This window comes from Ruegeria sp. YTSA144 (genome assembly GCF_059610125.1).
The window spans coordinates 1-24,572 of the sequence record NZ_JBXWNA010000001.1 but is presented as its reverse complement, the minus strand read 5'-3'; the positions used below and the strand labels follow the sequence as shown (position 1 = coordinate 24,572).

At 58.4% G+C, this 24,572-nt stretch carries 25 protein-coding genes and 1 tRNA gene; 14 read left to right on the top strand and 12 right to left on the bottom strand.

What is annotated here, in order from left to right:
* Positions 1-53: 53 nt before the first annotated feature.
* From purL to grxD, 3 genes are all read left to right on the top strand, one after another.
* A complete protein-coding gene (gene purL, locus AC2FF8_RS00130; RefSeq protein ID WP_496878629.1) occupies positions 54-2,213 on the top strand; it encodes a phosphoribosylformylglycinamidine synthase subunit PurL in 2,160 nt (719 codons plus the stop codon).
* A 135-nt stretch (positions 2,214-2,348) separates the two neighbouring features.
* Positions 2,349-2,585: a BolA/IbaG family iron-sulfur metabolism protein gene (locus AC2FF8_RS00125; RefSeq protein WP_117869058.1), complete on the top strand. Its 237-nt coding sequence runs from the start codon at positions 2,349-2,351 to the stop codon at positions 2,583-2,585.
* A 66-nt stretch (positions 2,586-2,651) separates the two neighbouring features.
* The gene (grxD, locus tag AC2FF8_RS00120; RefSeq protein WP_171116094.1) at positions 2,652-3,014 is read left to right on the top strand and encodes a Grx4 family monothiol glutaredoxin; all 363 of its coding nucleotides are present in this window, start codon (positions 2,652-2,654) and stop codon (positions 3,012-3,014) included.
* Positions 3,015-3,020: 6 nt separating this feature from the next.
* Here grxD and AC2FF8_RS00115 read toward each other — a convergent pair whose 3' ends face one another.
* From AC2FF8_RS00115 to AC2FF8_RS00105, 3 genes are read right to left on the bottom strand one after another with little or no spacing between them, the layout of a single operon-like run.
* Positions 3,021-3,368 (bottom strand): MliC family protein, encoded by a 348-nt coding sequence (locus tag AC2FF8_RS00115; RefSeq protein WP_425078206.1) that lies wholly within the window; start codon positions 3,366-3,368, stop codon positions 3,021-3,023.
* Complete coding sequence (locus tag AC2FF8_RS00110; protein WP_117869062.1) at positions 3,365-3,760, bottom strand: cell division protein ZapA; 396 nt, start codon at positions 3,758-3,760, stop codon at positions 3,365-3,367. Before AC2FF8_RS00110 ends, AC2FF8_RS00115 begins: the two co-directional genes overlap by 4 nt.
* Positions 3,760-4,614, bottom strand: coding sequence for a hypothetical protein (locus AC2FF8_RS00105; RefSeq protein ID WP_496878628.1), 855 nt, complete (start codon positions 4,612-4,614; stop codon positions 3,760-3,762). The genes AC2FF8_RS00110 and AC2FF8_RS00105 overlap by 1 nt, the downstream gene beginning before the upstream one ends.
* A gap of 236 nt (positions 4,615-4,850) precedes the next feature.
* On the opposite strand from AC2FF8_RS00105, the gene tkt reads away from it, so the two are divergent.
* On the top strand, positions 4,851-6,875 hold the full coding sequence (gene tkt / locus AC2FF8_RS00100; protein WP_496878627.1) for a transketolase: 2,025 nt from the start codon (positions 4,851-4,853) through the stop codon (positions 6,873-6,875).
* 45 nt (positions 6,876-6,920) lie between these two features.
* Here the strand turns inward: tkt and AC2FF8_RS00095 are convergent, their stop codons facing one another.
* Positions 6,921-7,328, bottom strand: a complete 408-nt coding sequence (locus AC2FF8_RS00095; protein ID WP_496878626.1) for a hypothetical protein — start codon at positions 7,326-7,328, stop codon at positions 6,921-6,923.
* Between the two features lies 1 nt (position 7,329).
* Positions 7,330-8,289, bottom strand: a complete 960-nt coding sequence (locus AC2FF8_RS00090) for a DUF808 domain-containing protein (RefSeq protein ID WP_425078201.1) — start codon at positions 8,287-8,289, stop codon at positions 7,330-7,332.
* A 182-nt stretch (positions 8,290-8,471) separates the two neighbouring features.
* On the opposite strand from AC2FF8_RS00090, the gene gap (AC2FF8_RS00085) reads away from it, so the two are divergent.
* The 3 genes from gap (AC2FF8_RS00085) to gap (AC2FF8_RS00075) all read left to right on the top strand — a co-directional run bounded on the left by gap (AC2FF8_RS00085) (position 8,472) and on the right by gap (AC2FF8_RS00075) (position 10,776).
* Positions 8,472-9,473 carry a type I glyceraldehyde-3-phosphate dehydrogenase gene (gene gap, locus AC2FF8_RS00085; RefSeq protein WP_496878625.1) on the top strand — a complete coding sequence of 334 codons (1,002 nt, stop codon included), beginning with the start codon at positions 8,472-8,474 and terminating at the stop codon, positions 9,471-9,473.
* A 72-nt stretch (positions 9,474-9,545) separates the two neighbouring features.
* Entirely contained in the window at positions 9,546-9,689 is a 144-nt protein-coding gene (locus AC2FF8_RS00080) for a hypothetical protein (RefSeq protein ID WP_170344457.1), read from the top strand.
* An 82-nt stretch (positions 9,690-9,771) separates the two neighbouring features.
* Complete coding sequence (gene gap / locus AC2FF8_RS00075) at positions 9,772-10,776, top strand: type I glyceraldehyde-3-phosphate dehydrogenase (protein ID WP_496878624.1); 1,005 nt, start codon at positions 9,772-9,774, stop codon at positions 10,774-10,776.
* Here the strand turns inward: gap (AC2FF8_RS00075) and coaD are convergent.
* The 3 genes from coaD to AC2FF8_RS00060 all read right to left on the bottom strand — a co-directional run bounded on the left by coaD (position 10,768) and on the right by AC2FF8_RS00060 (position 12,745).
* Positions 10,768-11,259, bottom strand: coding sequence for a pantetheine-phosphate adenylyltransferase (coaD, locus tag AC2FF8_RS00070; protein ID WP_117869068.1), 492 nt, complete (start codon positions 11,257-11,259; stop codon positions 10,768-10,770). The two genes, gap (AC2FF8_RS00075) and coaD, sit on opposite strands and share 9 nt — an antisense overlap.
* An 85-nt stretch (positions 11,260-11,344) precedes the next feature.
* Positions 11,345-11,782 (bottom strand): CBS domain-containing protein, encoded by a 438-nt coding sequence (locus AC2FF8_RS00065; RefSeq protein WP_170344460.1) that lies wholly within the window; start codon positions 11,780-11,782, stop codon positions 11,345-11,347.
* Between the two features lie 60 nt (positions 11,783-11,842).
* Positions 11,843-12,745, bottom strand: a complete 903-nt coding sequence (locus tag AC2FF8_RS00060) for a LysR family transcriptional regulator (RefSeq protein WP_170344461.1) — start codon at positions 12,743-12,745, stop codon at positions 11,843-11,845.
* A gap of 104 nt (positions 12,746-12,849) precedes the next feature.
* Between AC2FF8_RS00060 and AC2FF8_RS00055 the strand changes: the two genes are divergently transcribed.
* Positions 12,850-14,349: a CoA-acylating methylmalonate-semialdehyde dehydrogenase gene (locus AC2FF8_RS00055; RefSeq protein ID WP_170344463.1), complete on the top strand. Its 1,500-nt coding sequence runs from the start codon at positions 12,850-12,852 to the stop codon at positions 14,347-14,349.
* 204 nt (positions 14,350-14,553) lie between these two features.
* Entirely contained in the window at positions 14,554-15,138 is a 585-nt protein-coding gene (locus AC2FF8_RS00050) for a L,D-transpeptidase (protein ID WP_171116564.1), read from the top strand.
* Between the two features lie 67 nt (positions 15,139-15,205).
* Here AC2FF8_RS00050 and AC2FF8_RS00045 read toward each other — a convergent pair whose 3' ends face one another.
* Positions 15,206-15,682 (bottom strand): fasciclin domain-containing protein, encoded by a 477-nt coding sequence (locus AC2FF8_RS00045; protein ID WP_170344465.1) that lies wholly within the window; start codon positions 15,680-15,682, stop codon positions 15,206-15,208.
* Between the two features lie 71 nt (positions 15,683-15,753).
* Positions 15,754-16,605: a class I SAM-dependent methyltransferase gene (locus AC2FF8_RS00040; RefSeq protein WP_425078198.1), complete on the bottom strand. Its 852-nt coding sequence runs from the start codon at positions 16,603-16,605 to the stop codon at positions 15,754-15,756.
* Between the two features lie 137 nt (positions 16,606-16,742).
* On the opposite strand from AC2FF8_RS00040, the gene AC2FF8_RS00035 reads away from it, so the two are divergent.
* The 5 genes from AC2FF8_RS00035 to AC2FF8_RS00015 all read left to right on the top strand — a co-directional run bounded on the left by AC2FF8_RS00035 (position 16,743) and on the right by AC2FF8_RS00015 (position 21,301).
* The gene (locus tag AC2FF8_RS00035) at positions 16,743-17,858 is read left to right on the top strand and encodes a carboxylate-amine ligase (RefSeq protein WP_496878623.1); all 1,116 of its coding nucleotides are present in this window, start codon (positions 16,743-16,745) and stop codon (positions 17,856-17,858) included.
* 112 nt (positions 17,859-17,970) lie between these two features.
* Entirely contained in the window at positions 17,971-19,113 is a 1,143-nt protein-coding gene (locus AC2FF8_RS00030) for an acyl-CoA dehydrogenase family protein (protein ID WP_171725308.1), read from the top strand.
* A gap of 7 nt (positions 19,114-19,120) precedes the next feature.
* A complete protein-coding gene (locus AC2FF8_RS00025; RefSeq protein WP_496878622.1) occupies positions 19,121-20,161 on the top strand; it encodes an enoyl-CoA hydratase/isomerase family protein in 1,041 nt (346 codons plus the stop codon).
* Between the two features lie 3 nt (positions 20,162-20,164).
* Positions 20,165-21,037, top strand: coding sequence for a 3-hydroxyisobutyrate dehydrogenase (gene mmsB, locus AC2FF8_RS00020; RefSeq protein ID WP_171725306.1), 873 nt, complete (start codon positions 20,165-20,167; stop codon positions 21,035-21,037).
* Between the two features lie 72 nt (positions 21,038-21,109).
* On the top strand, positions 21,110-21,301 hold the full coding sequence (locus tag AC2FF8_RS00015) for a YgaP family membrane protein (RefSeq protein ID WP_480684408.1): 192 nt from the start codon (positions 21,110-21,112) through the stop codon (positions 21,299-21,301).
* Positions 21,302-21,339: 38 nt separating this feature from the next.
* Here the strand turns inward: AC2FF8_RS00015 and uvrA are convergent, their stop codons facing one another.
* Together uvrA and AC2FF8_RS00005 are read right to left on the bottom strand one after the other, a co-directional pair.
* The gene (gene uvrA / locus AC2FF8_RS00010; protein ID WP_496878621.1) at positions 21,340-24,198 is read right to left on the bottom strand and encodes an excinuclease ABC subunit UvrA; all 2,859 of its coding nucleotides are present in this window, start codon (positions 24,196-24,198) and stop codon (positions 21,340-21,342) included.
* A gap of 177 nt (positions 24,199-24,375) precedes the next feature.
* Positions 24,376-24,452: transfer RNA gene (locus tag AC2FF8_RS00005), tRNA-Asp, on the bottom strand.
* Between the last annotated feature and the right edge of the window lie 120 nt (positions 24,453-24,572).

Sequence of the window (24,572 nt, the reverse complement as noted above, 5' to 3'; positions counted from 1 at the left end):
GCGCTTGCCCTACAAGGCGCGCAATCTCGGCCCACTTGGACACAGGACAGAAGATGCAAGAGCCCGCCATCACACCCGATCTGATTGCCGCACATGGGCTCAAGCCCGAGGAATATGACATGATCCTCGAGATCATCGGGCGTGAACCTACTTTCACCGAGCTTGGCATTTTCTCGGCCATGTGGAACGAGCACTGTTCCTACAAATCTTCGAAGAAATGGCTGCGCACCCTGCCCACCTCTGGGCCTCAGGTGATTTGCGGACCCGGTGAAAACGCAGGCGTGGTCGATATTGGCGACGGTCAGGCTGTGGTCTTCAAGATGGAAAGCCACAATCACCCGTCTTACATCGAACCCTATCAGGGTGCGGCAACCGGCGTGGGGGGCATCCTGCGCGACGTCTTCACCATGGGCGCACGCCCCATCGCGTCCATGAACGCATTGTCCTTTGGCGAACCCGGCCACCACAAGACCCGTCAACTGGTCAACGGCGTGGTCGAGGGTATCGGCGGCTATGGCAACTGCTTCGGCGTGCCTTGCGTCGGTGGCGAAGTCCGCTTCCACCCTGCCTACAACGGTAACTGCCTGGTGAATGCATTTGCAGCCGGTCTGGCCGACAGTGACAAGATCTTCTACTCGGCAGCCTCGGGCGTGGGTATGCCCGTCGTCTACCTGGGTGCAAAAACCGGTCGCGACGGCGTGGGCGGCGCAACCATGGCATCCGCCGAGTTCGACGACACCATCGAAGAAAAGCGTCCCACCGTTCAGGTCGGCGACCCCTTTACCGAAAAACGCCTGATGGAGGCGACGCTGGAACTGATGCAGACCGGTGCGGTGATCTCGATCCAGGACATGGGCGCGGCGGGCCTGACCTGCTCGGCCGTTGAAATGGGCGACAAGGGTGGCCTTGGCGTGCGCCTTGATCTGGAAAACGTCCCACAGCGCGAAGAAAACATGACAGCCTATGAAATGATGCTGTCCGAATCTCAGGAGCGTATGCTGATGGTCCTCAAGCCCGAGCTTGAAGCCGAGGCCCGCGCCGTGTTCGAAAAATGGGATCTCGATTTCGCGATCGTCGGCGAAACCATTGCCGAAGACCGCTTCCTGATCATGCATAACGGTGAAGTCAAAGCCGATCTGGTTCTGTCCAAATTGTCTTCTACCGCGCCGGAGTATGACCGCCCATGGGAGCCTACGCCAGAGGCAGAAGAACTGGCCGAAGTGCCTCAGATCGACCCGATTGACGGGCTGCGCGCCCTGCTCGCTTCGCCCAACTACGCAGGCAAGCAGTGGGTCTATGAACAGTACGACACCATGGTGATGGCGGATTCCGTCCGCACGCCGGGTCTGGGTGCGGGCATGGTCCGCGTCCACGGGACCGACAAGGTGCTTGCCTTCACATCCGACGTGACCCCGCGCTATGTGCGCGCAAACCCTTTTGAGGGCGGCAAACAAGCCGTGGCTGAGGCCTATCGCAACCTCACCGCCGTCGGAGCCAAGCCGCTGGCCACCACGGACAACCTGAACTTCGGCAACCCCGAAAAGCCCGAGATCATGGGCCAGTTTGTCGGCGCCATTCAGGGCATCGGCGCCGCAGTCGGCGCGTTGGATATGCCGATCGTGTCGGGCAACGTCTCTCTGTACAATGAGACCGACGGACAGGCCATTCTGCCGACCCCCACCATTGGTGCAGTCGGCCTGTTGCAGCACTCGGACGAAGTCATCGGCAACGAGGTGCGCGAAGGTCATGTCGCGCTGGTGATCGGTGAAACCAAGGGACATCTGGGTCAGTCCGCCCTGTTGGCAGAGGTCTTCAACCGCGAAGACGGCGATGCACCTCATGTCGATCTGGATGCCGAAAAGCGCAACGGTGATTTCATCCGCGCCAACCGCGAGATGATCAAGGCCTGCACCGACCTCAGCGATGGCGGTATCGCTCTGGCTGCCTTCGAACTGGCAGAAGCCGCCGGCGTTGGCGTATGTCTGGACGACGCCCCGACTGAATTCCTGTTCGGTGAAGATCAGGCCCGCTATCTTGTTGCCTGCAACTTCGATCAGGCCGAGGCATTGATGATTGCGGCCGGTCAGGCCGGTGTTCCGCTGAATGCGGTTGGTCGTTTCACCGGCGAAACGGTCAGGATCGGCAGCTCGGAAGCCTCGCTTGATGAACTTGCCGCGATTTACCGCAACAGCTTTGCCGAGGCCGTGGCCTGACAACGCGACACGAAAACCAATCAAAACCCGCGCTGTGAACCGGTGCGGGTTTCGTTGTTATTGCATGTGCCGGTGCCCTTGCACGCCCGGTTCATGCGCTCTACATCTTGGGAAAGACCTTCTGGAGTTACCTACATGCCGATGAGCGCCCACGAAATCGAACACCTGCTGCGCGAAGCCTTTCCTGATGCCGAGATTCAGGTCGGCGGCCAGGATGGTGTTCATATGTCTGCCATGGTGGTGGATGAAAGCTTTCGCGGAAAGAACCGGGTACAACAGCAGCGTGCCGTTTATGCCGCGCTGAAAGGCAAGATGGATGGCCCGGACGGAGAATTGCACGCGCTGGCGCTGACCACCAAAGTGCCGGAATAAGCTTCTCGGCTTCTTTCGAGGCGAACATATGACTCTCCCTTTGGAGAAACGAACAGGAAACGCAAAATGACCGATGTGAAAACCCAGATCGACGAAACCGTCAAAGCCAATGACGTGGTGCTGTACATGAAAGGTACCAAGGAAATGCCGCAATGCGGGTTTTCCTCGCGCGTGGCCGGCGTTCTGAACTATATGGGCGTCGAATACACCGACGTGAACGTGCTGGCCGACGAAGATGTGCGTCAGGGCATCAAGGATTATTCCGACTGGCCGACCGTGCCGCAGCTGTATGTCAAGGGCGAATTCGTAGGCGGTTGCGACATTATCACCGAAATGACCCTTTCGGGTGAACTGGACACGTTGTTTGACGAAAACGGTGTCGGCTACAACAAGGAAGCAGCCGACAAAATCCGCGAAGCAAACGCGTAATCCGGCCTACCGGCTGGAACAGTCCTGATAAATCACCTGCTCATTGGCGGCGCCTGCCGCCAAATAGCTGATTGATGCGTTCCAGCCTTTTGAGCGCAGGATATAGGTTCCTTCGGCTCCGAGAGACTCATAGCGGATGCCCGACCCGCTTTCGACCTGGCGCATCGCAACCAGAGTGTTGTCCACCATCGTCGCCGCCGCGCCTGAACCGTCGGGCGCGTTGAAATAGGTCACCGGCAACGGAACTCCGTTCTCACAGGTAAAGGTGACAGACAGAATGTCGATTTCGGCGAGCGCCGCCGTTGCCGGGAAAACAAGCAGAGCACCGCAGAAGAGATTGCGCAGGTGCGTCATTGTGCTGTTTTCTCCTCAACCACCGAAGCCAGCGCTTCTGCACGTGCCGCCAGTTCTGCCAGCGTATCCGTGACGGATGGCGGGACGACCGCGACTTCAATGCGCTCGGGCTCCGGCGCAGGCGCGTTCCTCAGCGATTGAAGCTCGGCCTCGGCCTCGGCCAGCTTGGCCTCTAACGCCTTGACCTTATCTTCCGTTGCCGCCGTTTTGTCGGCCAGCAGCAACCCCGCCATCAGCAACATGCGCGCTTCCGGCATCCGCCCGATCTGATCGGACAGTACCTGCGCTTCGTCATCCAGCATTTTGGCAGCCGCGTGCAGAAAGGGCTCTTCCCCGTCCCGGCAGGACACGTCAAAACCGCGCCCGCCGATATGAATTGTTACCTCGGGCATTACTCTACCTCACCTTCTACAAGTTTTGCCTGCGACAGCAGAGGTTCCAACCGTGCCAACACGGCCTGCGCTTCGGCGGCATCCGAAGCCTGCGCGGCACGTGTCGCCTCCAACTCGGCGACGGTGGCGCGGTTCAGCAATTCAGCATCCGTCAGCCCTTCTGCGGCCGCAGAACGCAATTCTTCGACCGAATTCCGCAACTGTTCGTTCGCCTTGCGCATACGTTGCAGATCGTCATCCAGCCGGGACATCGCAGCGCCATGGCTGGCCCGTTCGGCCCGCAGCATCTCAAGCTCTGCGCTCAGTTCATTGACCCGTTCCGTATCTTCAAGTTCGGCCTTGAGGCGGCTGTTTTCCGCCTCAACTTCTTTTGCCTGAGCAAGCAATTCACGCATTTGCTCAAGCTCGGCCTTCAACGCCGAAGGATCTTCGATGCCGTCAAGTTCGGCACGCAGCCTTTCGTTCTCGGCCTTCAACGCTTCCAGTTCAGCACTGTTGTCCAACGCCGCCTTGGCCTCGGCCAGCTCGGCGCGGGCTGCTTCAACAGACGTGATTTTTGCTCTGGCTTCTTCCAACTCTGCGCGCAACGCATCTGTTTCGTCAGAGTCGGCTGGGGCTGTCCTCAACTCTTCCAGATCGGCACGCAGCCCGTCCACTTGCTGTTCGTGCTGCTCCTTCAGGGTTTTCAGGCGTTCCTGAAGCTGTGCATTGGCGACTCTTTCGTCTTCAAGTTCGGCTTGAAGCCTCTCACTTGCCTCAGCATTCCGGGACGCACCGCCCAACCCCTCGACGCCCGCACTGATACGGTCCATCGCCGCAACAATGCGGTGCTGTAGTTCCTCTAACTGGCTCATGCCCCTGTCACCTCTTTATCAAGATTCATTCTGTCGCGAAGTGATCCGAATCAAAACCGAATCCCGCCTGCTGACAGTCTAACGGAATGCGACAGAAAATACCCACTGTTTGGTTTCAACCACTTGGGCCGCACTCTTCACCCGCCCAGTGCAATCAAAGCCCAGTTCCGCTTGCACTTTGGGTGCTGAATGGTATTGAGCCCGCAATCTGCTTTTTATCCAAAGGAACAACGCCCGTGGACCTGACTGCGCTGCGCAAAGCCAACCCCGAACACTGGGACAAAGCTGCGGCAATCCGCACCCTGACCCTTGACGCCGTCGCCGCCGCAAATTCCGGCCATTCCGGAATGCCCATGGGCATGGCCGATGTTGCGACCGTTCTGTTCGAAAAGCACCTGAAATTTGATGCCTCGGCCCCGAACTGGCCGGACCGCGACCGGTTCATCCTGTCGGCTGGCCATGGTTCGATGCTGGTCTATTCGCTGCTCTATCTCACCGGTCACGCCGATGTGACGCTGGACGAGATCAAGAATTTCCGCCAGTTGGGCGCAAAGACCGCGGGTCACCCCGAAAACTTTCTGATCGACGGTGTTGAAACCACCACCGGGCCTCTTGGTCAGGGCATTTCCAACGCGGTGGGCTTTGCCATGGCCGAGGAAATCCAGCGCGCGCATTACGGCAAGAAAGTCGTGGATCACTATACTTACGTGATCGCGGGCGACGGCTGTCTGATGGAAGGCGTCAGTCAGGAAGCGATCACATTGGCCGGCCGCCACGAGCTGAGCAAACTGATCGTCTTCTGGGACAACAACAACATCACCATCGACGGCACTGTCGATATTGCCGATCGCACCGATCAGGTCCGCCGGTTTGCGGCCTCTGGCTGGCATGTGATTGAAATCGACGGCCATGACCCCAAAGCCATCGATGCGGCCATTGTTCAGGCGAAAAAGTCCAGGAAACCAACCATGATCGCCTGTGAAACGCATATCGCTTTGGGTCATGCTGCGCAGGACACTTCGAAAGGTCATGGCGCACTGACAGATCAGGATCAGCTGAAAGCCGCGAAAGAGGCCTATGGCTGGCCCCACGGCGCTTTCGAAGTTCCTGGCAACGTCAAATCCGCTTGGGAAGCCATTGGCGCACGTGGCGCAGTCGAGCGTGCCGCTTGGGAAGAACGTTTCGCACAATTGTCCGAGCGCAAGCAGGCCGAATTCAAACGCGCCTATGCGTTTGAGGCCCCCAAGCGACTGGCTGGTGCCATTCGTGCGTTCAAAAAGCAGATGTCCGAAGAACAGCCGAAGCTGGCCACCCGCGCCTCTTCTGAGAAGGTTCTGAACGTCGTGAACCCGATCATGACCGAAACCGTTGGGGGTTCGGCTGACCTGACCGGATCGAACAACACCAAGTCGGCTGATATGGGTGTCTTCCTGCCGGAAAACCGCAAGGGCCGCTATATTCATTACGGTATCCGCGAGCACGGCATGGCCGCAGCGATGAACGGTATGGCCCTGCATGGTGGCATCCGCCCCTATGGCGGCACGTTCATGGCCTTCACCGATTATGCCCGCCCATCCATGCGGCTGGCGGCACTGATGAAGATCCCGTCGGTTTTCGTGATGACCCACGATTCGATCGGTCTGGGCGAAGACGGCCCGACCCACCAGCCGGTGGAACACCTGGCCATCTCGCGCGCGACGCCGAACACCTATGTGTTCCGCCCCGCCGATACAATCGAAACCGCAGAAGCCTGGGAACTGGCACTGACCTTCAAAGACAGCCCCTCGGTGCTGTCGCTGACCCGCCAGGGCGTGCCGACCGTTCGCAAGGATCACAAGACCAAGAACCTGACCGCACAAGGCGCCTATGTTCTGGCCGAGGCCGAGGGCAAGCGTCAGGCGATCCTGATTGCAACAGGTTCAGAGGTTTCGCTGGCAATGGAAGCCAAGGCGATGCTCGAGGCCGAAGGCATCGGTACCCGCGTCGTCTCCATGCCCTGCATGGAGCTGTTCGCACAGCAGGACGAAGCCTATCGCAAGCGCGTGCTGCCCGCCGGTCCGGTTCGCGTCGGTATCGAGGCCGCCGTGCGCGCCGGTGGCTGGGATCGCTGGCTGTTGGGCGAGCGTGGCCGCGAAGCCAAGGCAGGCTTCATCGGCATGTCCAGCTTTGGCGCCTCGGCCCCTGCCGGTGAGCTGTACAAGCATTTCGGCATCACGACCGAAGCAACCGTTGCCAAAGTCAAGGAATTGTTGGGGCAGTAAATCAGTCCCATCTGATCGAGCAAAGGGCGGCCCTGGCCGCCCTTTTCAATTGGGTTCAGCGTTAACCCGAAGTGCAAGTTCTTCGTAGGCTTTCAGAGCGTAATCCAAACGCAACTCATACCGTCCTTGCACCACCACTTTCTCAGGGGCTTGCAAACCGAGGCATGCCAACGCCTGGCGAAGATGTGTTCCGGACAGCGGAACATAGGTGGCCGATTGCCCCACCAAAGCGTTGTAGAAGCGTCCCCCGAACCAATTACTACGCTTCTGCGCCTTCAACGCGGTATCAATACGGAAATGCAAGAAACCATACAGCTCAGTTTCATCGAATGGGACTTCGTCGGCCGCAACACTCAAAGCCGATAGAAATGAAGCTCCGCCGGTTGATCCGCGCTTACCGACTTGCCGAACCAGAGGGCCATCAATCATTGCGGCCAGACGATAACGGGTCAACTCAGTGTATCGCCTTCTTGTTTAACAGTGGTGAAATGATCCGGGTTGCCACCGGGATCAAAACCAATCCCCAGGCCAGACCGAGAACCCCATCCATCGTCGCCTTGGACAACCATTTCACCGCAGCCGTCCAGCCCTCAGGTGCGGAATACGCAATCACCTTGGCCAAATCGTAGATCTGATGCTGCAACCAGCCAAATCCAAGCACCTCCATCCCGTGGATCACAATCGAGCCGCCGACCCACAGCATCGCCGCGGTTCCCACAATCGACAGGGTTTTCATCACCCCGGGCATCGCTTTGACCAAGCCGCGCCCCATGCCACGACCAACGGGAGTTGGAGCGTTATTCGCCAGAAACAGCCCCACGTCATCCATCTTCACGATCAACGCCACCGACCCATAGACGGCCACCGTCACGCCGATCCCCACAACGGCCAGCGTCGCGGCCTGCATCCACAGGTTCGGGGCTTCGATGGCCGCCAATGCAATGGTCATGATCTCGGCAGACAGAATGAAATCAGTTTTGATGGCGCCCTTGACCTTTTGTTCCTCCAGATGGCCCGGATCGCGGTTCTTCATGTCTTCCTCAATGACATGGCTGCCATGAGGAAACAGAACGTGAAAAATCTTCTCGGCCCCTTCGAAACACAAATATGACCCGCCAAGCATCAACAAAGGCGTGATCAACCACGGCGCAAAATTGGCCAGCAACAAAGCCACAGGCAGCAAGAGTATGATCTTGTTGAAGACCGAACCGCGCGCGATGCGCCAGATGATCGGCAATTCCCGCGCCGGGGCAAAGCCCTGCACGTATTTCGGTGTCACCGCCGCGTCATCAATGATCACACCAGCGGTTTTGGCCCCCGCCTTGCCCGCTGCCGCAACCACATCATCCACTGATGCCGCCGCAACTTTGGCAATGCCCGCCACATCGTCCAACAGGGCCAAAAGACCACTCATCGCGTTTCCCTTCACATCTGCTGCTGCAAACCGGACCCTACCTGATCCAACGGCTAGCGCAAGCGTTAGCGCAACCGGCGCAGGTTTGCGCTAACACCTTAAAAATATGCCGTTTTTGCCCTTTTGAGATTCCCTTTTCGCCGCTATATGGCCCTGAAAGCAAGCGCATCTGGAGACGTCATATGACCATCAAGGTCGGTATCAATGGTTTTGGCCGTATTGGCCGCTGCACCCTGTCGCACATCGCCGCGTCCGGGCGCAACGACATCGAAGTGATCAAAGTCAACGCAACTGGCCCGTTGGAAACCTCGGCGCATCTGCTGAAATATGACAGTGTTCACGGGCGGTTTCCGCGCGACGTCAACATTGACGGCAACACCATGGATCTGGGTCGCGGCCCGATGCAGATGTTCTCGACCTACGACATGACCGAGTTGGACTGGGAAGGCTGTGACGTCGTTCTCGAATGCACCGGCAAGTTCAACGATGGCCTGAAGGCCAAAACGCATCTGGAACGTGGCGCTGGCAAGGTTCTGCTGTCTGCTCCGGGCAAGAACGTGGACAAGACCATTGTTTTCGGCGTCAATCACAACACGCTGGCCGCCAATGACAACATGGTCTCGAACGGTTCGTGCACGACCAACTGCCTCGCCCCGCTGGCCAAGGTACTGGACGAAGGCGTCGGCATCGAACACGGCATCATGACCACCATCCACGCCTATACAGGCGACCAGCCTACGCTGGACCGTCGCCACAGCGACCTCTACCGGGCCCGCGCTGCGGCAATGTCGATGATCCCGACCTCGACCGGCGCGGCCAAGGCGCTGGGTGAAGTTCTGCCAAACCTGAAAGGCCGTCTGGACGGTTCCGCCATTCGCGTTCCGACCCCGAATGTTTCGGCGGTAGACCTGACGTTCCGTGCCTCACGCGACACCTCGACGGCGGAAATCAACGCGATCGTCGAAGAGGCCGCCAAAGGCCCGATGCAGCGCGTTCTGGGATATGAGCCCGCTCCGCTGGTGTCGACCGACTTCAACCACACCGAGGAAAGCTCGATCTTTGCACCGGATCAGACCCGCGTTGTCGATGACCGCATGGTCCGCGTTCTGGCCTGGTATGACAATGAATGGGGCTTCTCGGTCCGTATGGCCGACGTTGCTGTTGCGATGGGCCGCCTTAACTGACCCTTCGGACTTCGCTTGTACCTTGATGCCCGCTCAGGTTATCTGAGCGGGCATTTTACGTTCGGGACAGCCATGACCAACCAAATCGCTATCTGGCTCGGCCTTCTTCTGCTCGGCGGTATCATGCTGGATGTGGCGCTGTATGGCACCGAAGATCTGCTTTTCCTCGGAAAGAAGCTTTACGACTTCCTGGACTGGCTCGCTTTCTGGCGGTGACTGAGGTTTTCCTTGACATTTCGCTTGATTTGGCTTTGTTAGCGCTAACTCATCTTGCTGAGACATTTGGACGGAGCAGACCATGACCTTGAAACTGGCGATCAACGGATTTGGACGGATCGGGCGCGGGGTTCTGCGCGCGGTGATGGAAAGCGGACGTACGGACGTTGAGATCGTCGCGATCAACGATCTTGGCAAACGCGACATGAACGCGCATCTCTTTGAATTTGACAGCGTTCACGGCCGCTACCCCAACCCGGTCACGCTCAGCGATGCAGGTCTGGACGTGGGTCGTGGTCCAATTCGGCTGAGCAGCGAGCGCAACCCCGAGGATCTGCCCTGGTCGGATATTGACGTCGTTCTGGAATGCACGGGTGTGTTTCGTACGCGCGAGGCGGCGGAACGTCACTTCAAAAACGGATCCCGGAAAGTTCTGATCTCTGCCCCTGCAAAGGGCGACGGCGGTGTGAAAACCATCGTCTTTGGTGTCAACGATAGCGAACTGACCGCCGAGGATCTGGTGGTCTCAAACGCGTCCTGCACCACCAACTGTCTGTCTCCTGTTGCTGCGGCTCTGGATGCCGGCCTTGGTATCAAGCACGGCAACATGACCACTGTTCACGCTTACACTGCCAGCCAGCCGGTGCATGATACAGTTGGAAAAGATCCCTACCTGTCCCGAGCGGCGGCGCTGTCGATGATCCCCACGACAACCGGTGCGGCCGCTGCCGTGGGCCTGGTGCTGCCGCAACTCAAAGGGAAACTGACCGGTCAGGCCATCCGTGTTCCAACCCCGAATGTCTCGGTCGTTGATCTTGTGGCCGAGGTTTCACGCCCCACGACCGAAGAAGAGGTCAACCAGCTGTTCGTCGATGCGGCTGCCAAAATCCCCGGCGTGCTTGCCGCGGAAAGCCGCCCTCTGGTCTCCATTGACTTCAATCACGATCCGCACAGCTCGACCGTTTCACTGGCTGAAACCAAAGTCACTGATGGCACATTGGTTCGTGTGCTGGCGTGGTATGACAACGAATGGGGCTTTTCGAACCGGATGCTGGATACGGCGGCCGCAATGGGTGCCCTAGCCTAACCGCTGTTTCAGCGCTTCATTGACTCGGGGCGTGACGAATTTCGACACGTCCCCGTTCAACCGGGCGATTTCCTTCACCAGCTTGGACGCAATTGCCTGATGGCGCGCTTCGGCCATCAAAAAGACGGTCTCGATCGAATCGTCCAGAGCCCGGTTCATGCCGACCATCTGAAACTCGTATTCGAAATCGGCGACCGCCCGCAGGCCCCGTACGATGATTTGCGCGCCTACATCCCGCGCGCAGTCAATCAGAAGGTTTTCGAAGGGATGCGCGATGATTTCGGTTCCGGTCTGTTCCGAAAGCCGGGCGCATTCCGCCTCGATCATGGCCACGCGCTCTTCCAGCGAGAACAGAGGGCCCTTGTCCCGGTTGATGGCCACACCGATAACCAGTTTGTCCACCAAAGCTGCCGCCCGACGGATGATATCGATATGCCCCATCGTGATGGGATCAAAGGTTCCAGGATACAATCCAACCCGCATCGCGCCCTCCTGCGCAACAAAATTTCTGCGCAAGCAAACATAACTTTGCTGCGGGTGCAAGTGATTGCTTGGGCAAGCCTTGGCGTCAGTGCCCCATTATCATGCCCTCGAGGGCATCTTTTTCCATCGCAAGTTCGGCAAGCTGGGCCTTCACCACATCACCCAAAGTGACAATGCCTACGAGTTTTCCGTCTTCAACCACCGGCATGTGGCGAAAGCGCCCCTCTGTCATGCGGGACATGATGTCTTCCACGGTGGTCTGGCGCGTCGCCGTGACAAGGTTCTGCGTCATGTACGACTTTACCGGTTGGTTCAGACAACCACTGCCGCTGGCCGCCAGTTCCCGGACGATGTCACGTTCCGACAATATGCCGGCCGCGGTTTCGCCACCGTCGTCGGAAACAACGACCGTACCGATGCGCTTGTCCGCAAGAATCTTCGAGGCCTCTGAGATTGTCGCCGTTGACGCCACGGTCACGACACCATCTGTCGCTTTGGACTTCAGGATGGCCTGAACTAGCATGAAGAATACCTCCGGAATAATAACACTTATTCCAAAGCGTTGCGCGATTGCCGCGACCTGTCAAGCGTCGGGGCCTGCTTCCAAACGAAGCACTTCATCGCGAATGCCGCGTGTCAGGGCATCAGCAAAGCGGTTCAACCGCTCGTTGCGCTGGTCTCCCTGATGCCGGACCAGATAGAAGCTGCGCGTCAAACTCACTTGATCCGTCAGGATTTTCCGAAGCCCCGGGTGGAACGGCAAGGTGAAATCATGTGCCACGCAAACGCCAGTTCCCAGGCAGACCTGCCGCAGTTGAACCGACACCGAATTCGATGCAAGAGCGACACGGTCAACGCCAATATCATTCAGGTAATCCAGTTCCCGGTCAAAGATCATGTCGGGGATATAGCCGATCAACCTGTGGCCCTTCAGGTCAGCGATGCTCCGGATCGGATCATGTCGTTTCAGATACTCTTCGGTCGCGACCATGTGCAGCTTGTAGTCGCTGATTTTCTTCACCAGCAGCTGACCGGCGGTCGGCGCACTGACCGTAACCGCCATATCCGCCTCGCGACGGGACAGGTTGATCACGCGCGGAAGCGCAAGGATCTGAATGTCCAGATCAGGGTTTGCGTCGCTGATTTTGGCACACACCTGCGGCAGCAGATAGTTGGCACTGCCGTCCGGCGCACCAATCCTGATTTGCCCGCTTAGCGTTTTCGTCGGTCCTGTTACCGCCCCGGCCGCCGCGCGCATCGCTTCTTCTGCGTGCAGCCCGTGTTCCAATAGCCGCTGTCCCGCCGGGGTCAGAACATAGCCTTGCTGCGACTTGGTAAACAATGTGGAATCAAGCGTTGCCTCCAAGCGTGCTATGCGCCGACCGGCGGTGGCAGGGTCGATCTTCAGGATGCGACCAGCGGAAGACAGGCTTTCCTCGCGCGCGACCGCCAGGAAAATCCGCATATCATCCCAATTTGGGGTCATTTTGATCCCTTTTGCATTTTTGCAAAACTCTTTTGAGACATTGCCTCTGTTCGCCGGATTTCTGCAAGCCTATTCTGCGCGCAAATCTATCGGAGGAGCTATTGATGCAAGACCTGACCCATTTCCTGAACGGCGAAATGGTCGCCGGAACGTCCGGTCGTTTCGACGACGTCTACAACCCGGCAACGGGCGAAGTTCAATACAAGTGCCCGATGGCCAGTGCAGCGGAAACCACCGCCGCGATCGAGGCCGCCGCCGCCGCCCAGCCCGCATGGGGCGCAACCAACCCGCAAAAACGTGCGCGCGTCATGATGGCCATGGTCGGCCTGATGAACCGCGACATGGACAAACTGGCCGAAGCGCTGAGCCGCGAGCACGGCAAAACCATTCCAGACGCCAAGGGTGATTTGCAGCGTGGTCTGGAAGTGATCGAATACTGCATTGGTGCGCCACAGATGCTGAAGGGTGAGTTTACCGACAGCGCGGGTCCCGGAATTGACATGTATTCCATGCGTCAGCCTTTGGGTGTTGTCGGCTCGATCATGCCGTTCAACTTTCCGGCCATGATGCCGCTCTGGCACGTCGGCCCCGCGCTGGCCTGCGGTAACGCCGTTGTTCTGAAACCGTCCGAACGCGACCCGTCCGTGCCCCTGATGCTGGCTGAACTGTTCGTCGAAGCCGGCCTGCCCAAAGGCGTTTTCCAGGTCGTAAACGGCGACAAGGAAGCGGTTGATACCATTCTCGACAGCGAGATCATTCAGGGCGTCAGTTTTGTCGGCTCAACCCCGATCGCGCAGTATATCTACAGCCGCGCAACGGCGAACGGAAAACGCGCCCAGTGCTTCGGCGGCGCCAAGAACCACATGATCGTCATGCCCGACGCTGATCTGGATCAGGCCGCTGACGCGCTGGTCGGTGCCGGTTTCGGTGCGGCAGGCGAACGCTGCATGGCCGTTTCGGTGGCTGTTCCCGTGGGCGAAGAGACCGCGGACGCACTGATCGAAAAACTGGTGCCGCGCATCGAAAAGCTGAAGGTTGGTCCCTACACTGCCGGCGATGATGTCGACATGGGCCCGGTTGTGACCGCCGCCGCGAAACAGCGCATTCTGGGCCTGATCAACTCAGGCGTCGAACAGGGTGCGAAACTGGTTGTCGACAACCGCGACTTCAGCCTGCAAGGCTATGAGGACGGCTTCTTTGTCGGCCCGCACCTGTTCGACAACGTGACCCCCGAGATGGACATCTACAAACAGGAAATCTTTGGCCCGGTTCTGTCCACCGTGCGCGCGGGTTCGTACGAAGAGGCCCTTAAACTGGCGATGGATCACGAATACGGCAACGGCACCGCGATCTTTACCCGTGACGGCGACACCGCACGTGACTTTGCCAGCCGGGTCAATATCGGCATGGTGGGCATCAACGTTCCGATCCCGGTTCCGCTGGCCTATCACACCTTTGGCGGCTGGAAGAAATCCATGTTCGGAGACCTGAATCAGCATGGTCCGGACAGCTTCAAGTTCTACACCCGCACCAAAACCGTGACCGCACGCTGGCCGTCGGGCATCAAGGAAGGTGGCGAGTTCAACTTCAAGGCCATGGACTGATCCCACAGCTTCCTGACGCTTGAAGCCCGGCCCGTTCAACGGTCGGGCTTTTTGCATCTTTCCGCCGAAAAACCTGCTTTCGTCCGCCCGGTCACAGGAAATTCAAGTGGTTCACTCTGGAAAAAAACAACCAATGCCCATATTTTGGCGCCAACAGATTACCGAGCAGTGAACTTATCGGAGGCAAACTTGTCCCAATCCCGTATGACCCGTCGCTCTGCCTTGCTGGGCGTGGCCTCTTTGGTGGCAACACCTGCCCTTGTTCGGGCGCAAAGCACGGATGCTTTCCCGGAAACGGAAGACGCGATCAGTACGCAATTGCCGGTCCGGCGCAACATATCGTCCTTCTCGCAGCAGAACTGGCAGGACCATTTCGATGAATTGGGCGTCGGGTGCCTGTTGGCCGATATCACCAGCCGCGCCGTCCATTACTGGGGGCCTGACGGCACCTACAAACTGTACCCAAGCTCCGTACCCATGAGCGAAGAGCTTACCAAACGCGGGTACACGAAAGTCGTGCGCAAAACCGAATTCCCAAGCTGGACCCCCACGGCATCGATGCGCGAACGGGACCCATCGCTGCCGCTTCGGATGGAAGGTGGCGACCCCGGCAACCCACTGGGAACCCGCGCCATGTATCTGGGTTGGCCTGCATATCTGGTTCACGGAACGCACGACACGCGAAAGATCGGTCGTCAAAGCTCATCAGGTTGCATCGGCCTGTACAACCAGCATGTCGAAGAACTGTATCCGCTGGTCAAGGTCGGAACACAGGTTCGCCTGGTCTGATCCCCCCTTCTGACAAGCCAAAGCCCCGGTCGATCGCCGGGGCTTTGTTGTTTTCGGAACCCGGCGTTTATTCCGGCAGGATCACCGCGTCGACGACGTGGATCACTCCATTGCTGGCTTCAATGTCTGCCTGCACGACTTTGGCGTCGTTCACTTTCACGCCGTTTTTGGCATTGACGCTCAATCGATCGCCCTGAACGGTCAGAACCTTGGCGCGTTTGCCTGCGATATCACCGGACATAACCTTGGCCGGAACCACGTGATAGGTCAGGATGGCGACCAGTTGATCCTTGTTTTCGGGTTTCAAAAGCGTCTCGACAGTGCCTTCAGGAAGCGCGGCAAAGGCTTCGTCCGTGGGTGCAAATACGGTGAACGGACCTTCCCCTTTCAGTGTATCAACCAAACCTGCGGCCTGAACGGCGGCAACCAAAGTGTTGAACGACCCGGCGGCAACGGCGGTGTCGACGATATCAGCGGCCTGAGCCTTGAGCGGCATGGCGAATGCAAGTGCGGCGGCTGCGCCCATGAATGTACGACGGAACATGGCTGTCTTCTCCTCTCCAGCTTGTTATGGAAAGGGGTACGGGGCTTTTGCCGCAATGGATCACTCTGGTTTCAGTTTTCCTTGAGCTGCACCCAAATGCTCTGCGCCCGCCCCTCGGTCAGAAAGGGCAAGGCGGCAACGGCATCGGGCCGATCCTGTTGCAGGTAATATCCCGGCCAAAGCATTGAATACGCGCCAGATTGAAGCAAGCTGTGCAACACGTACTGCTCTCCCCAACCTGGGCAGTCATAGAAGAAGCGCTTGGGGTATTCATAGGGCAAAAACACGTCGTGAACGTGGATCACCACGCCGGTGTTGAGCGAAGGTATGATGCGGCAGAACAGATGGGCGACATCGTTGCTCATCCGCACAACATGGCTGGAATCGATGAACAGAATGTCTCCGGCCTCCAGCTCTGCGAACAGGGCCGGGTCTGTATCTTCAAGACGTTTCTGCTCGAACCGGTCGACCACATGGGCGATATCGGCGCGTGGGTACGGATCAACCGCGGTAATGGTGGTATCCAGATTGCCGTCGATGATTGCCTGACGGGTCACACGGGTGGAATTGCCGCATCCGACCTCGATCACGCGCTTGGGCTGAAAGCGGCGGATCATCAGATACAACGCATCCGCATCCGGGCTGTCATAGTAACCATTGCCGGTACGATAACCGGTCTGGTTGCGTGCGGGATCTTTCAGCGCCTCAAGGGCTGCTTTGTGACGCTCGTATTCCGCCACAAGTTGAGAGATGTCGAACCCCTCCATCCCCGGCGACAACGCATAGGCGGGGCGCGTCAACCCTCCTGCCGCTTCGAAGGCTTCCAGCCGCGCCCGTTCATCCTGTTCCGTAACTCTGTCGACCAGTTTCACCCCCAATTCTTCAAGGGCTGCGTTGATCTTCGGGAATTTTCTGGGTTTCAAGGCGCTGGCTCCGCGATCTGTGATGCAATGTTCCTTACCGTTGCAAACCGTTTCACTGCAAGGGCAAGCCGGGCAAACCCTTGGCAAAACGAAAATTTCCGTATTCACTGATGGAGCTGACAACTGCGAGGGGCCCCATGCAGCAGGAATTTACACTCGGGATCGAAGAAGAATACCTGTTGGTGGATCGTGACAGCCTGCAATTGTCCGAAGCCCCCGAAGCGTTGATGGCGGCCTGCCAAAGCGATTTCGAAGGTCAGGTCAGCCCCGAGTTCCTGCAATGCCAGATAGAGGTTGGAACCAGACCACACACCACGGTCGCTTCAGCGCGCGAAGATCTGAAGCGGCTGCGGTCATGCGTGTCGAAACGGGCGGGTGAATACAACCTGTCCCCTATCGCCGTCTCTTGCCATCCCTTCGCCAACTGGAAAGATCAACACCACACCCGGAAAGAACGGTACGACGCGTTGCAACACGCACTCGGCGGCGTTGCCCGGCGGATGCTGATCTGCGGGATGCATGTTCATGTTGGGGTCGAAGACCCTGCGCTTCGGGCCGACCTTATGCCGCAACTGTCATACTTTCTGCCGCATCTCCTGGCGCTGTCCACATCTTCGCCTTACTGGAACGGCGAGGATACCGGCCTGTCTTCATACCGGCTGACGGTGTTCGACAACCTGCCCCGCACCGGGCTGCCGCCAGTTTTTGCCAGTTGGAGCGAGTATGAACGGACCACGGGTATTCTGGTCGAGCTTGGCGTCATAGAAGACACCACCAAGATCTGGTGGGATCTGCGCCCTTCGCATCGTTTCCCGACTTTGGAAACACGGATCATGGATGTTCAGCCCCGGCTGGAGCACACGTTGTCGTTGGCGGCGCTGGTCCAGGCCTTGACCCGGATGCTGTGCCGCCTGAAAGACCGCAACCTGCGCTGGCGGCAATATGATCGTTTCCTGATCGGCGAAAACCGCTGGCGCGCTCAACGATACGGAGTGGGTGAAGGGCTGATTGATTTCGGCGACCGGTCGGTCAAGCCCATGTCTGAACTGATCGGCGACCTCATGGGGTTGTTGGCTGAAGACACCGAAGCGCTTGGCACGATGACTGAACTCGCACGGCTCAGGCAGATTGCTGAAAACGGCACCTCTGCCACGCGCCAACGCCGTACTCATGCCGAGGCAACAGCGCGGGGGGACGATCCGGGGCAAGCCGTCGTGCGCCACCTGATCGAGGAGTTTCACGCCGATCTCTGAACGTTTCCGGCTTGTGATCCGTTTCAACCGACTCATTGTTGCGCCTGCAAAATTTCTGTAAGAATTCAGAAATAAACAACCGTTCAATTCATTGCCGACGGGAGGGAGCGTCATGGATTTCGCACTCAGCGAGGAGCAAACAGCCATATTCGACATGGCGCACGCGTTCGGGCAGGAAAACATCGCCCCCTTTGCGCGCCAGTGGGAGGCAGACGGAACCATTCCCAAAACCTTGTGGCCCCAGATAGGCGAACTTGGTTTCGGCGCGCTTTACGTATCCGAGGAAAGCGGAGGCTCAAACCTGACCCGCCTGGATGCCACGCTGGTTTTCGAGGCCCTGTCGATGGCCTGTCCTTCGGTCGCTGCCTTCCTGTCGATCCACAACATGTGCGCCAAGATGTTGGACAATTTCGCGGATGACGACCTCAAGGCACGCATCATGCCGGATGTTCTGAGCCTGAATACGGTTCTGAGCTATTGCCTGACGGAACCCGGTTCCGGCTCTGACGCGGCGGCGCTGAAAACCCGCGCCGAACGGACCAACGAAGGTTATACGTTGAATGGCACCAAGGCGTTCATCTCGGGCGGTGGCTATTCGGATGCCTATGTTTGCATGGTACGCACCGGTCAGGATGGGCCCAAGGGGATCTCGACCGTATATGTCGAAGACGGCACGCCGGGGCTGAGTTTTGGGGCGCTGGAACAGAAAATGGGCTGGAAAAGCCAACCCACCGCGCAGGTTCAGTTCGACGACTGCAAAATTCCCGCAGGCAACCTCGTGGGCACCGAAGGCGACGGCTTCAAATACGCGATGATGGGCCTCGATGGCGGGCGGCTCAATATCGCGGCCTGTTCTCTTGGGGCTGCCCAAGCCGGGCTTGATATGACCCTGCAATACATGTCCGAGCGCAAGGCGTTCGGCCAATCCATCGATCAGTTCCAGGCGCTTCAGTTCCGTCTGGCGGATATGGAGATCGAATTGCAGGCCGCCCGCACCTTCCTGCGTCAGGCGGCGTGGAAACTGGACAACGGCGCGCCCGATGCCACGAAATTCTGCGCCATGGCCAAGAAATTCGTGACCGAAACCGGATCGAAGGTGGTGGATCAGTGCCTGCAACTGCATGGCGGGTACGGATATCTTGCGGATTACGGCATCGAAAAGCTTGTGCGCGATCTTCGCGTGCATCAGATTTTGGAAGGCACGAATGAGATTATGCGCGTGATCGTTTCACGCCAGTTGCTCGCCAATCGCTGAGGCCCCGATGTCAGATATTGAAATCCGCACCACAGGCCGTGCCGGTCGCATCACCCTGACCCGTCCTCACGCGCTGAACGCGCTGAGCTATGACATGTGCATGGCCATCGACACGGCGATGCGCAACTGGCGGGAAGACGATGCCGTTGACCTGATCGTTCTGGACGCCGAGGGGGAAAAAGCCTTTTGTGCGGGGGGTGACATCGCCGAACTTTATGAAACGGGCACCAAGGGCGATTATGCCTATGGTCAGAAGTTCTGGCGCGATGAATATCGTCTGAATGCCCTGATCTTCGAATATCCCAAACCGGTCATCAGTTTTCTTCAGGGGTTTACCATGGGCGGAGGTGTCGGAATCGGCTGCCATGGCAGCCACCGCGTCGTCGGAGAAAGCTCCAGGATTGCAATGCCGGAATGCTCGATTGGCTTGGTTCCGGATGTCGGCGGGTCTTTGATGCTGGCCCTTGCACCGGGGCGACTGGGTGAATTCCTTGGGACCACGGGCTTCAGAATGGGGCCTGCGGACGCGATCTTTGCGGGGTTTGCCGACCATTTCATACCGCAATCGCAATGGTCTGATCTGATCGAATTGCTGGAAGCGTCTGGAAATGCGGAACTGGTGGCCGATCATGCCGAAACACCACCCAAGGGCGAATTGGCAGAGTTGCAAACCGAAATCGACAAGCATTTTTCCGGTGAAACTCTGGGCGACATCCTGATCAGCATGCGCAATGACGATCAGGAATTTGCAGACAAAACTCTGGAAAAAATAACGAAAAACGCGCCGCTTTCCGTGGCCTGCACGATCGAGATGCTGCACCGTCTGCGTGGCCCCTCGCTGACCATGCGGCGCGCGTTGGAGATGGAATACCGCTTTACCCACCGGGCGATGGAGCATGGTGACTTTCTGGAAGGCATCCGCGCGCAGATCATAGACAAAGACCGCAACCCGAACTGGCAGTTTCCCGATATGGACGTCCCCCTGGTGGCCGTCTCGAAAATATTGCAGCCATTGGGTGCGGACACCCTGACATTCGAGGAGGACTGAGAGATGCAGATCGGGTTCATAGGGCTGGGAAACATGGGGGCACCCATGGCGGCCAATCTGGCAAAGGCCGGCCATCAGGTTCTCGGATTCGACACGGCAGGCGTTGCCGTTGACGGGGTGACGCAGGCCGGTACTGCGACCGAAGCCGTCGCCTCTGCCGATGCAGTCATTACCATGCTGCCGAATGGCGCCATCCTGCGGTCAGTTGCGGATCAGATCATTCCCGCCATGGCGAAGGGTGCTGTGCTGATCGATTGCTCGACAGTTGACGTGGACAGCGCGCGCGCAGTCGCGGAACAGGCCAGCGGCGCTGGTCTGCTGTTCGTCGACGCTCCGGTTTCGGGGGGTGTCGGCGGCGCGGCAGGTGGCACCCTGACTTTCATGGCCGGTGGGTCAGACGACGCATTTGCAAAGGCTGCTCCTCTGTTCGACATCATGGGGCAGAAAGCGGTTCACTGCGGCGAAGCCGGAGCAGGCCAGGCCGCCAAGATTTGCAACAACATGATCCTCGGCGTCACCATGATCGCCACGTGCGAGGCCTTTGCCCTGGCCGACAAACTGGGTTTGGACCGCCAAAAGATGTTCGATGTGGTCAGCACCTCATCGGGGTACAGCTGGACAATGAACGCCTATTGCCCTGCCCCAGGCGTTGGCCCGCAAAGCCCTGCCGACAATGACTATACTCCTGGATTTGCAGCCGAGTTGATGCTGAAGGACCTGCGCCTCAGCCAACAAGCCGCATCCAGTGCGGATGCGGATACACCGATGGGACAGGCCGCGACTGCACTTTACGAGCAATTCGTCGAAAACGAGGACGGTCTGGGCCGCGATTTCAGCGCCATGCTGCCTCGGTTTGAAAAGCGTGGGCGAAGTTGATCCAAGTCATATTCCACCCACGGAATGTTTGATATCCAAAGGGTGCAACCTATTGGAAAGGATTCTTACGTGATGACCAAAAACATGGGTGGACTCGACAAAACGCTTCGGATCGCAATAGGCATCGCGCTTATTCTGGGCGCTCTGTTGGGATACGGAACCTGGATGTGGATCGGCATCGTGCCGTTGGTCACGGGTCTGCTGAATACATGCCCGATATACTCGGTGTTGGGCATCAGCACCTGCCCAACCAAGAAAAACTAGATTGGACAGGCGGTGGAGCGAAGACAGCCTGAAGCCGCCTACTCCGCCGCCACCCGATCCGGGTTGAGCATGGTTTTCAGATACCTACCGGTATGGCTGCGTTCGACTTGAGCGATTTCTTCAGGTGCTCCGACGGCTACGATCTCACCACCGCCGTCGCCGCCTTCAGGCCCGATGTCGATGATATGGTCGGCGGTTTTCACCACGTCGAGATTATGCTCGATCACCACGACGGTATTGCCCTGATCGACCAATTCATGAAGCACTTCCAACAGCTTGCGCACATCTTCGAAATGCAGACCCGTGGTCGGTTCGTCCAGGATATAAAGCGTCCGCCCGGTTGACCGTTTCGACAGTTCCTTGGACAGTTTTACACGCTGCGCCTCACCACCCGACAGCGTGGTCGCCTGTTGACCCACCTTGATATAGCCAAGACCAACGCGGGCCAGCGCATCCATCTTGTCGCGGATTGATGGAACGGCCTTGAAGAACTCCTGCGCGTCTTCCACCGTCATATCAAGCACATCCGCAATGGACTTGCCCTTGAACTTGATCTCGAGCGTTTCGCGATTGTACCGCGCGCCTTTGCAGGTTTCGCAGGTGACATAGACGTCGGGAAGGAAGTGCATCTCGATCTTGATGACGCCGTCGCCCTGACAGGCCTCACAGCGGCCGCCCTTGACGTTGAAGCTGAAACGACCCGGCTTGTATCCCCGCGCCTTGGCCTCGGGCAGCCCGGCGAACCAGTCGCGGATCGGGGTGAAGGCGCCGGTATAGGTTGCCGGATTCGAACGCGGAGTCCGCCCGATCGGGCGCTGGTCGATATCGATGACCTTGTCCAGATGCTCCAAACCCTTGATTGTCTCACACGGCGCAGGCGTTTGACGCGCGCCATTCAGGCGCATCGAGGCGGTCTTGAACAACGTCTCAATCGTCAGGGTCGACTTGCCGCCGCCAGATACACCCGTGACGCAAACAAACTTGCCCAAAGGAAATTCGGCCGTCACGTCCTTGAGGTTGTTGCCCGAAGCCTTTACCACCGTTACCTTTTTCTTGTTCCCCTTGCGCCGCTCGGCAGGCACTGGAATCTCGCGTACGCCCGACAGATACTGCCCCGTGATCGAGGCCGCATCGGCCGCGATCTGCTCGGGCGTGCCGTGGCTGACCACCTGCCCGCCATGCACGCCTGCACCGGGACCAATGTCGAACACATAATCGGCTTCGCGGATGGCTTCCTCGTCATGTTCGACAACAATCACGGTGTTGCCCTGATCCCGCAGATTCTTGAGCGTACCAAGCAACCGGTCATTGTCACGCTGGTGCAAGCCGATCGAGGGCTCGTCCAACACGTAAAGAACCCCGGTCAGGCCCGAGCCGATCTGGCTGGCCAGACGAATACGCTGGCTTTCGCCGCCAGACAGCGTTCCACTTGAACGAGACAGCGTAAGGTATTCCAACCCAACGTTATTCAGGAAGCCCAACCGCTCGCGGATTTCCTTCAGAATGGCCCGGGCGATCTCGTTCTTCTGAGCGCTCAGATGGTTCGGAGCATCCTCGATCCAGGCAAGCGCTTCGCGGATGGACATTTGCACCACCTGACCGACATGCAGCCCGGCGATTTTCACGGCCAAGGCTTCGGCGCGCAGACGATACCCTTCGCAGGTGCCGCATGGACGGTTGTTTTGGTACCGCTCGAATTCCTCACGGATCCACGCGCTGTCAGTTTCGCGATATCGCCGTTCCATATTCGGAATCACGCCTTCGAAACTGCGCGTAACCTGGTACACCCGTCCGCCCTCGTCATAGCGGAACTGGATTTCCTCATCGCCAGAGCCCCGCAGGAACACCTGCTGCACTTTGCCGGGCAGGTCTTTCCAGGGCGTGTTCTTGTCAAACTCATAATGGCGCGCGATGGCTTCGATGGTCTGAAGGAAATACGGCGACTTGCCTTTCCTCCATGGCGCCAGGGCCCCGTCATACAGTTTCAGCGTCTGATCCGGCACCACGAGTCGCTCGTCAAAGAACAGCTCGACCCCCAACCCATCACAATCCGGGCAGGCTCCGAATGGCGCATTGAACGAAAACAGGCGTGGTTCAATCTCGGGGATAGTGAAACCGCTGACCGGGCAGGCAAAGTTTTCGCTGAAGGTAATACGTTCCGGCTCCCCTTCCCGTGGGGCCGTTTCCAGAATCGCGATGCCATCGGCCAGGTCCAACGCGGTGCGCAGGCTGTCGGCAAGGCGGGTCTCCATCCCCTCGCGCACGACGATCCGGTCAACGACCACGTCAATGTCATGGCGGAACTTCTTGTCCAATGTCGGGGGCTCGTCCAGTTCGTAGAATTGGCCATCCACCTTCACGCGCTGGAACCCCTGCTTGCGCAGTTCCAGAAATTCCTTCCGGTACTCACCTTTCCGGTCGCGCACGATTGGAGCCAGCAGATAACCCCGCGTGCCCTCCTCCATCGTCATGATGCGGTCGACCATGTCCTGCACCTGCTGCGCCTCGATCGGCTGGCCGGTGGCCGGGCTGTACGGCGTACCTGCGCGCGCGAACAGCAGGCGCAGGTAATCATAAATTTCGGTAACGGTCCCCACAGTCGAACGTGGGTTCTTCGAGGTCGTTTTCTGTTCAATGGAGATCGCCGGAGACAGTCCACTGATATGGTCAACATCGGGCTTTTCCATCATGTCGAGAAACTGCCGCGCATAGGCAGACAGGCTTTCGACATAACGGCGCTGACCTTCGGCATAAATCGTGTCGAACGCCAGCGACGACTTGCCCGAACCGGACAGCCCGGTGATCACCACCAACTGATCCCGAGGGATATCGACATCAATGCCCTTGAGGTTATGCTCGCGCGCGCCGCGCACCTCTATATTCTTCAGCTCAGCCATTTCCGGCCCCCAACAAACAAGTGGTTTAGAGATAGGCGAGCTTGCCCGAGTCTCCAACAGAAAAGTTAGAACATTTAGTGAACGTACAGGTTTTCGCCGACCAAATCAAACCATGGGCATGGAATCGTACAGCGCAATGCCTGGCTATCTGGCGGACCGACGGTTTTGAGAAGAAAATGGCGCGGTTGACGGGGCTCGAACCCGCGACCCCCGGCGTGACAGGCCGGTACTCTAACCAACTGAGCTACAACCGCGCATCTATTTCATGGCCTTTATCCTGGACCAAGGTTGGCAGCGATGGCGCGGTTGACGGGGCTCGAACCCGCGACCCCCGGCGTGACAGGCCGGTACTCTAACCAACTGAGCTACAACCG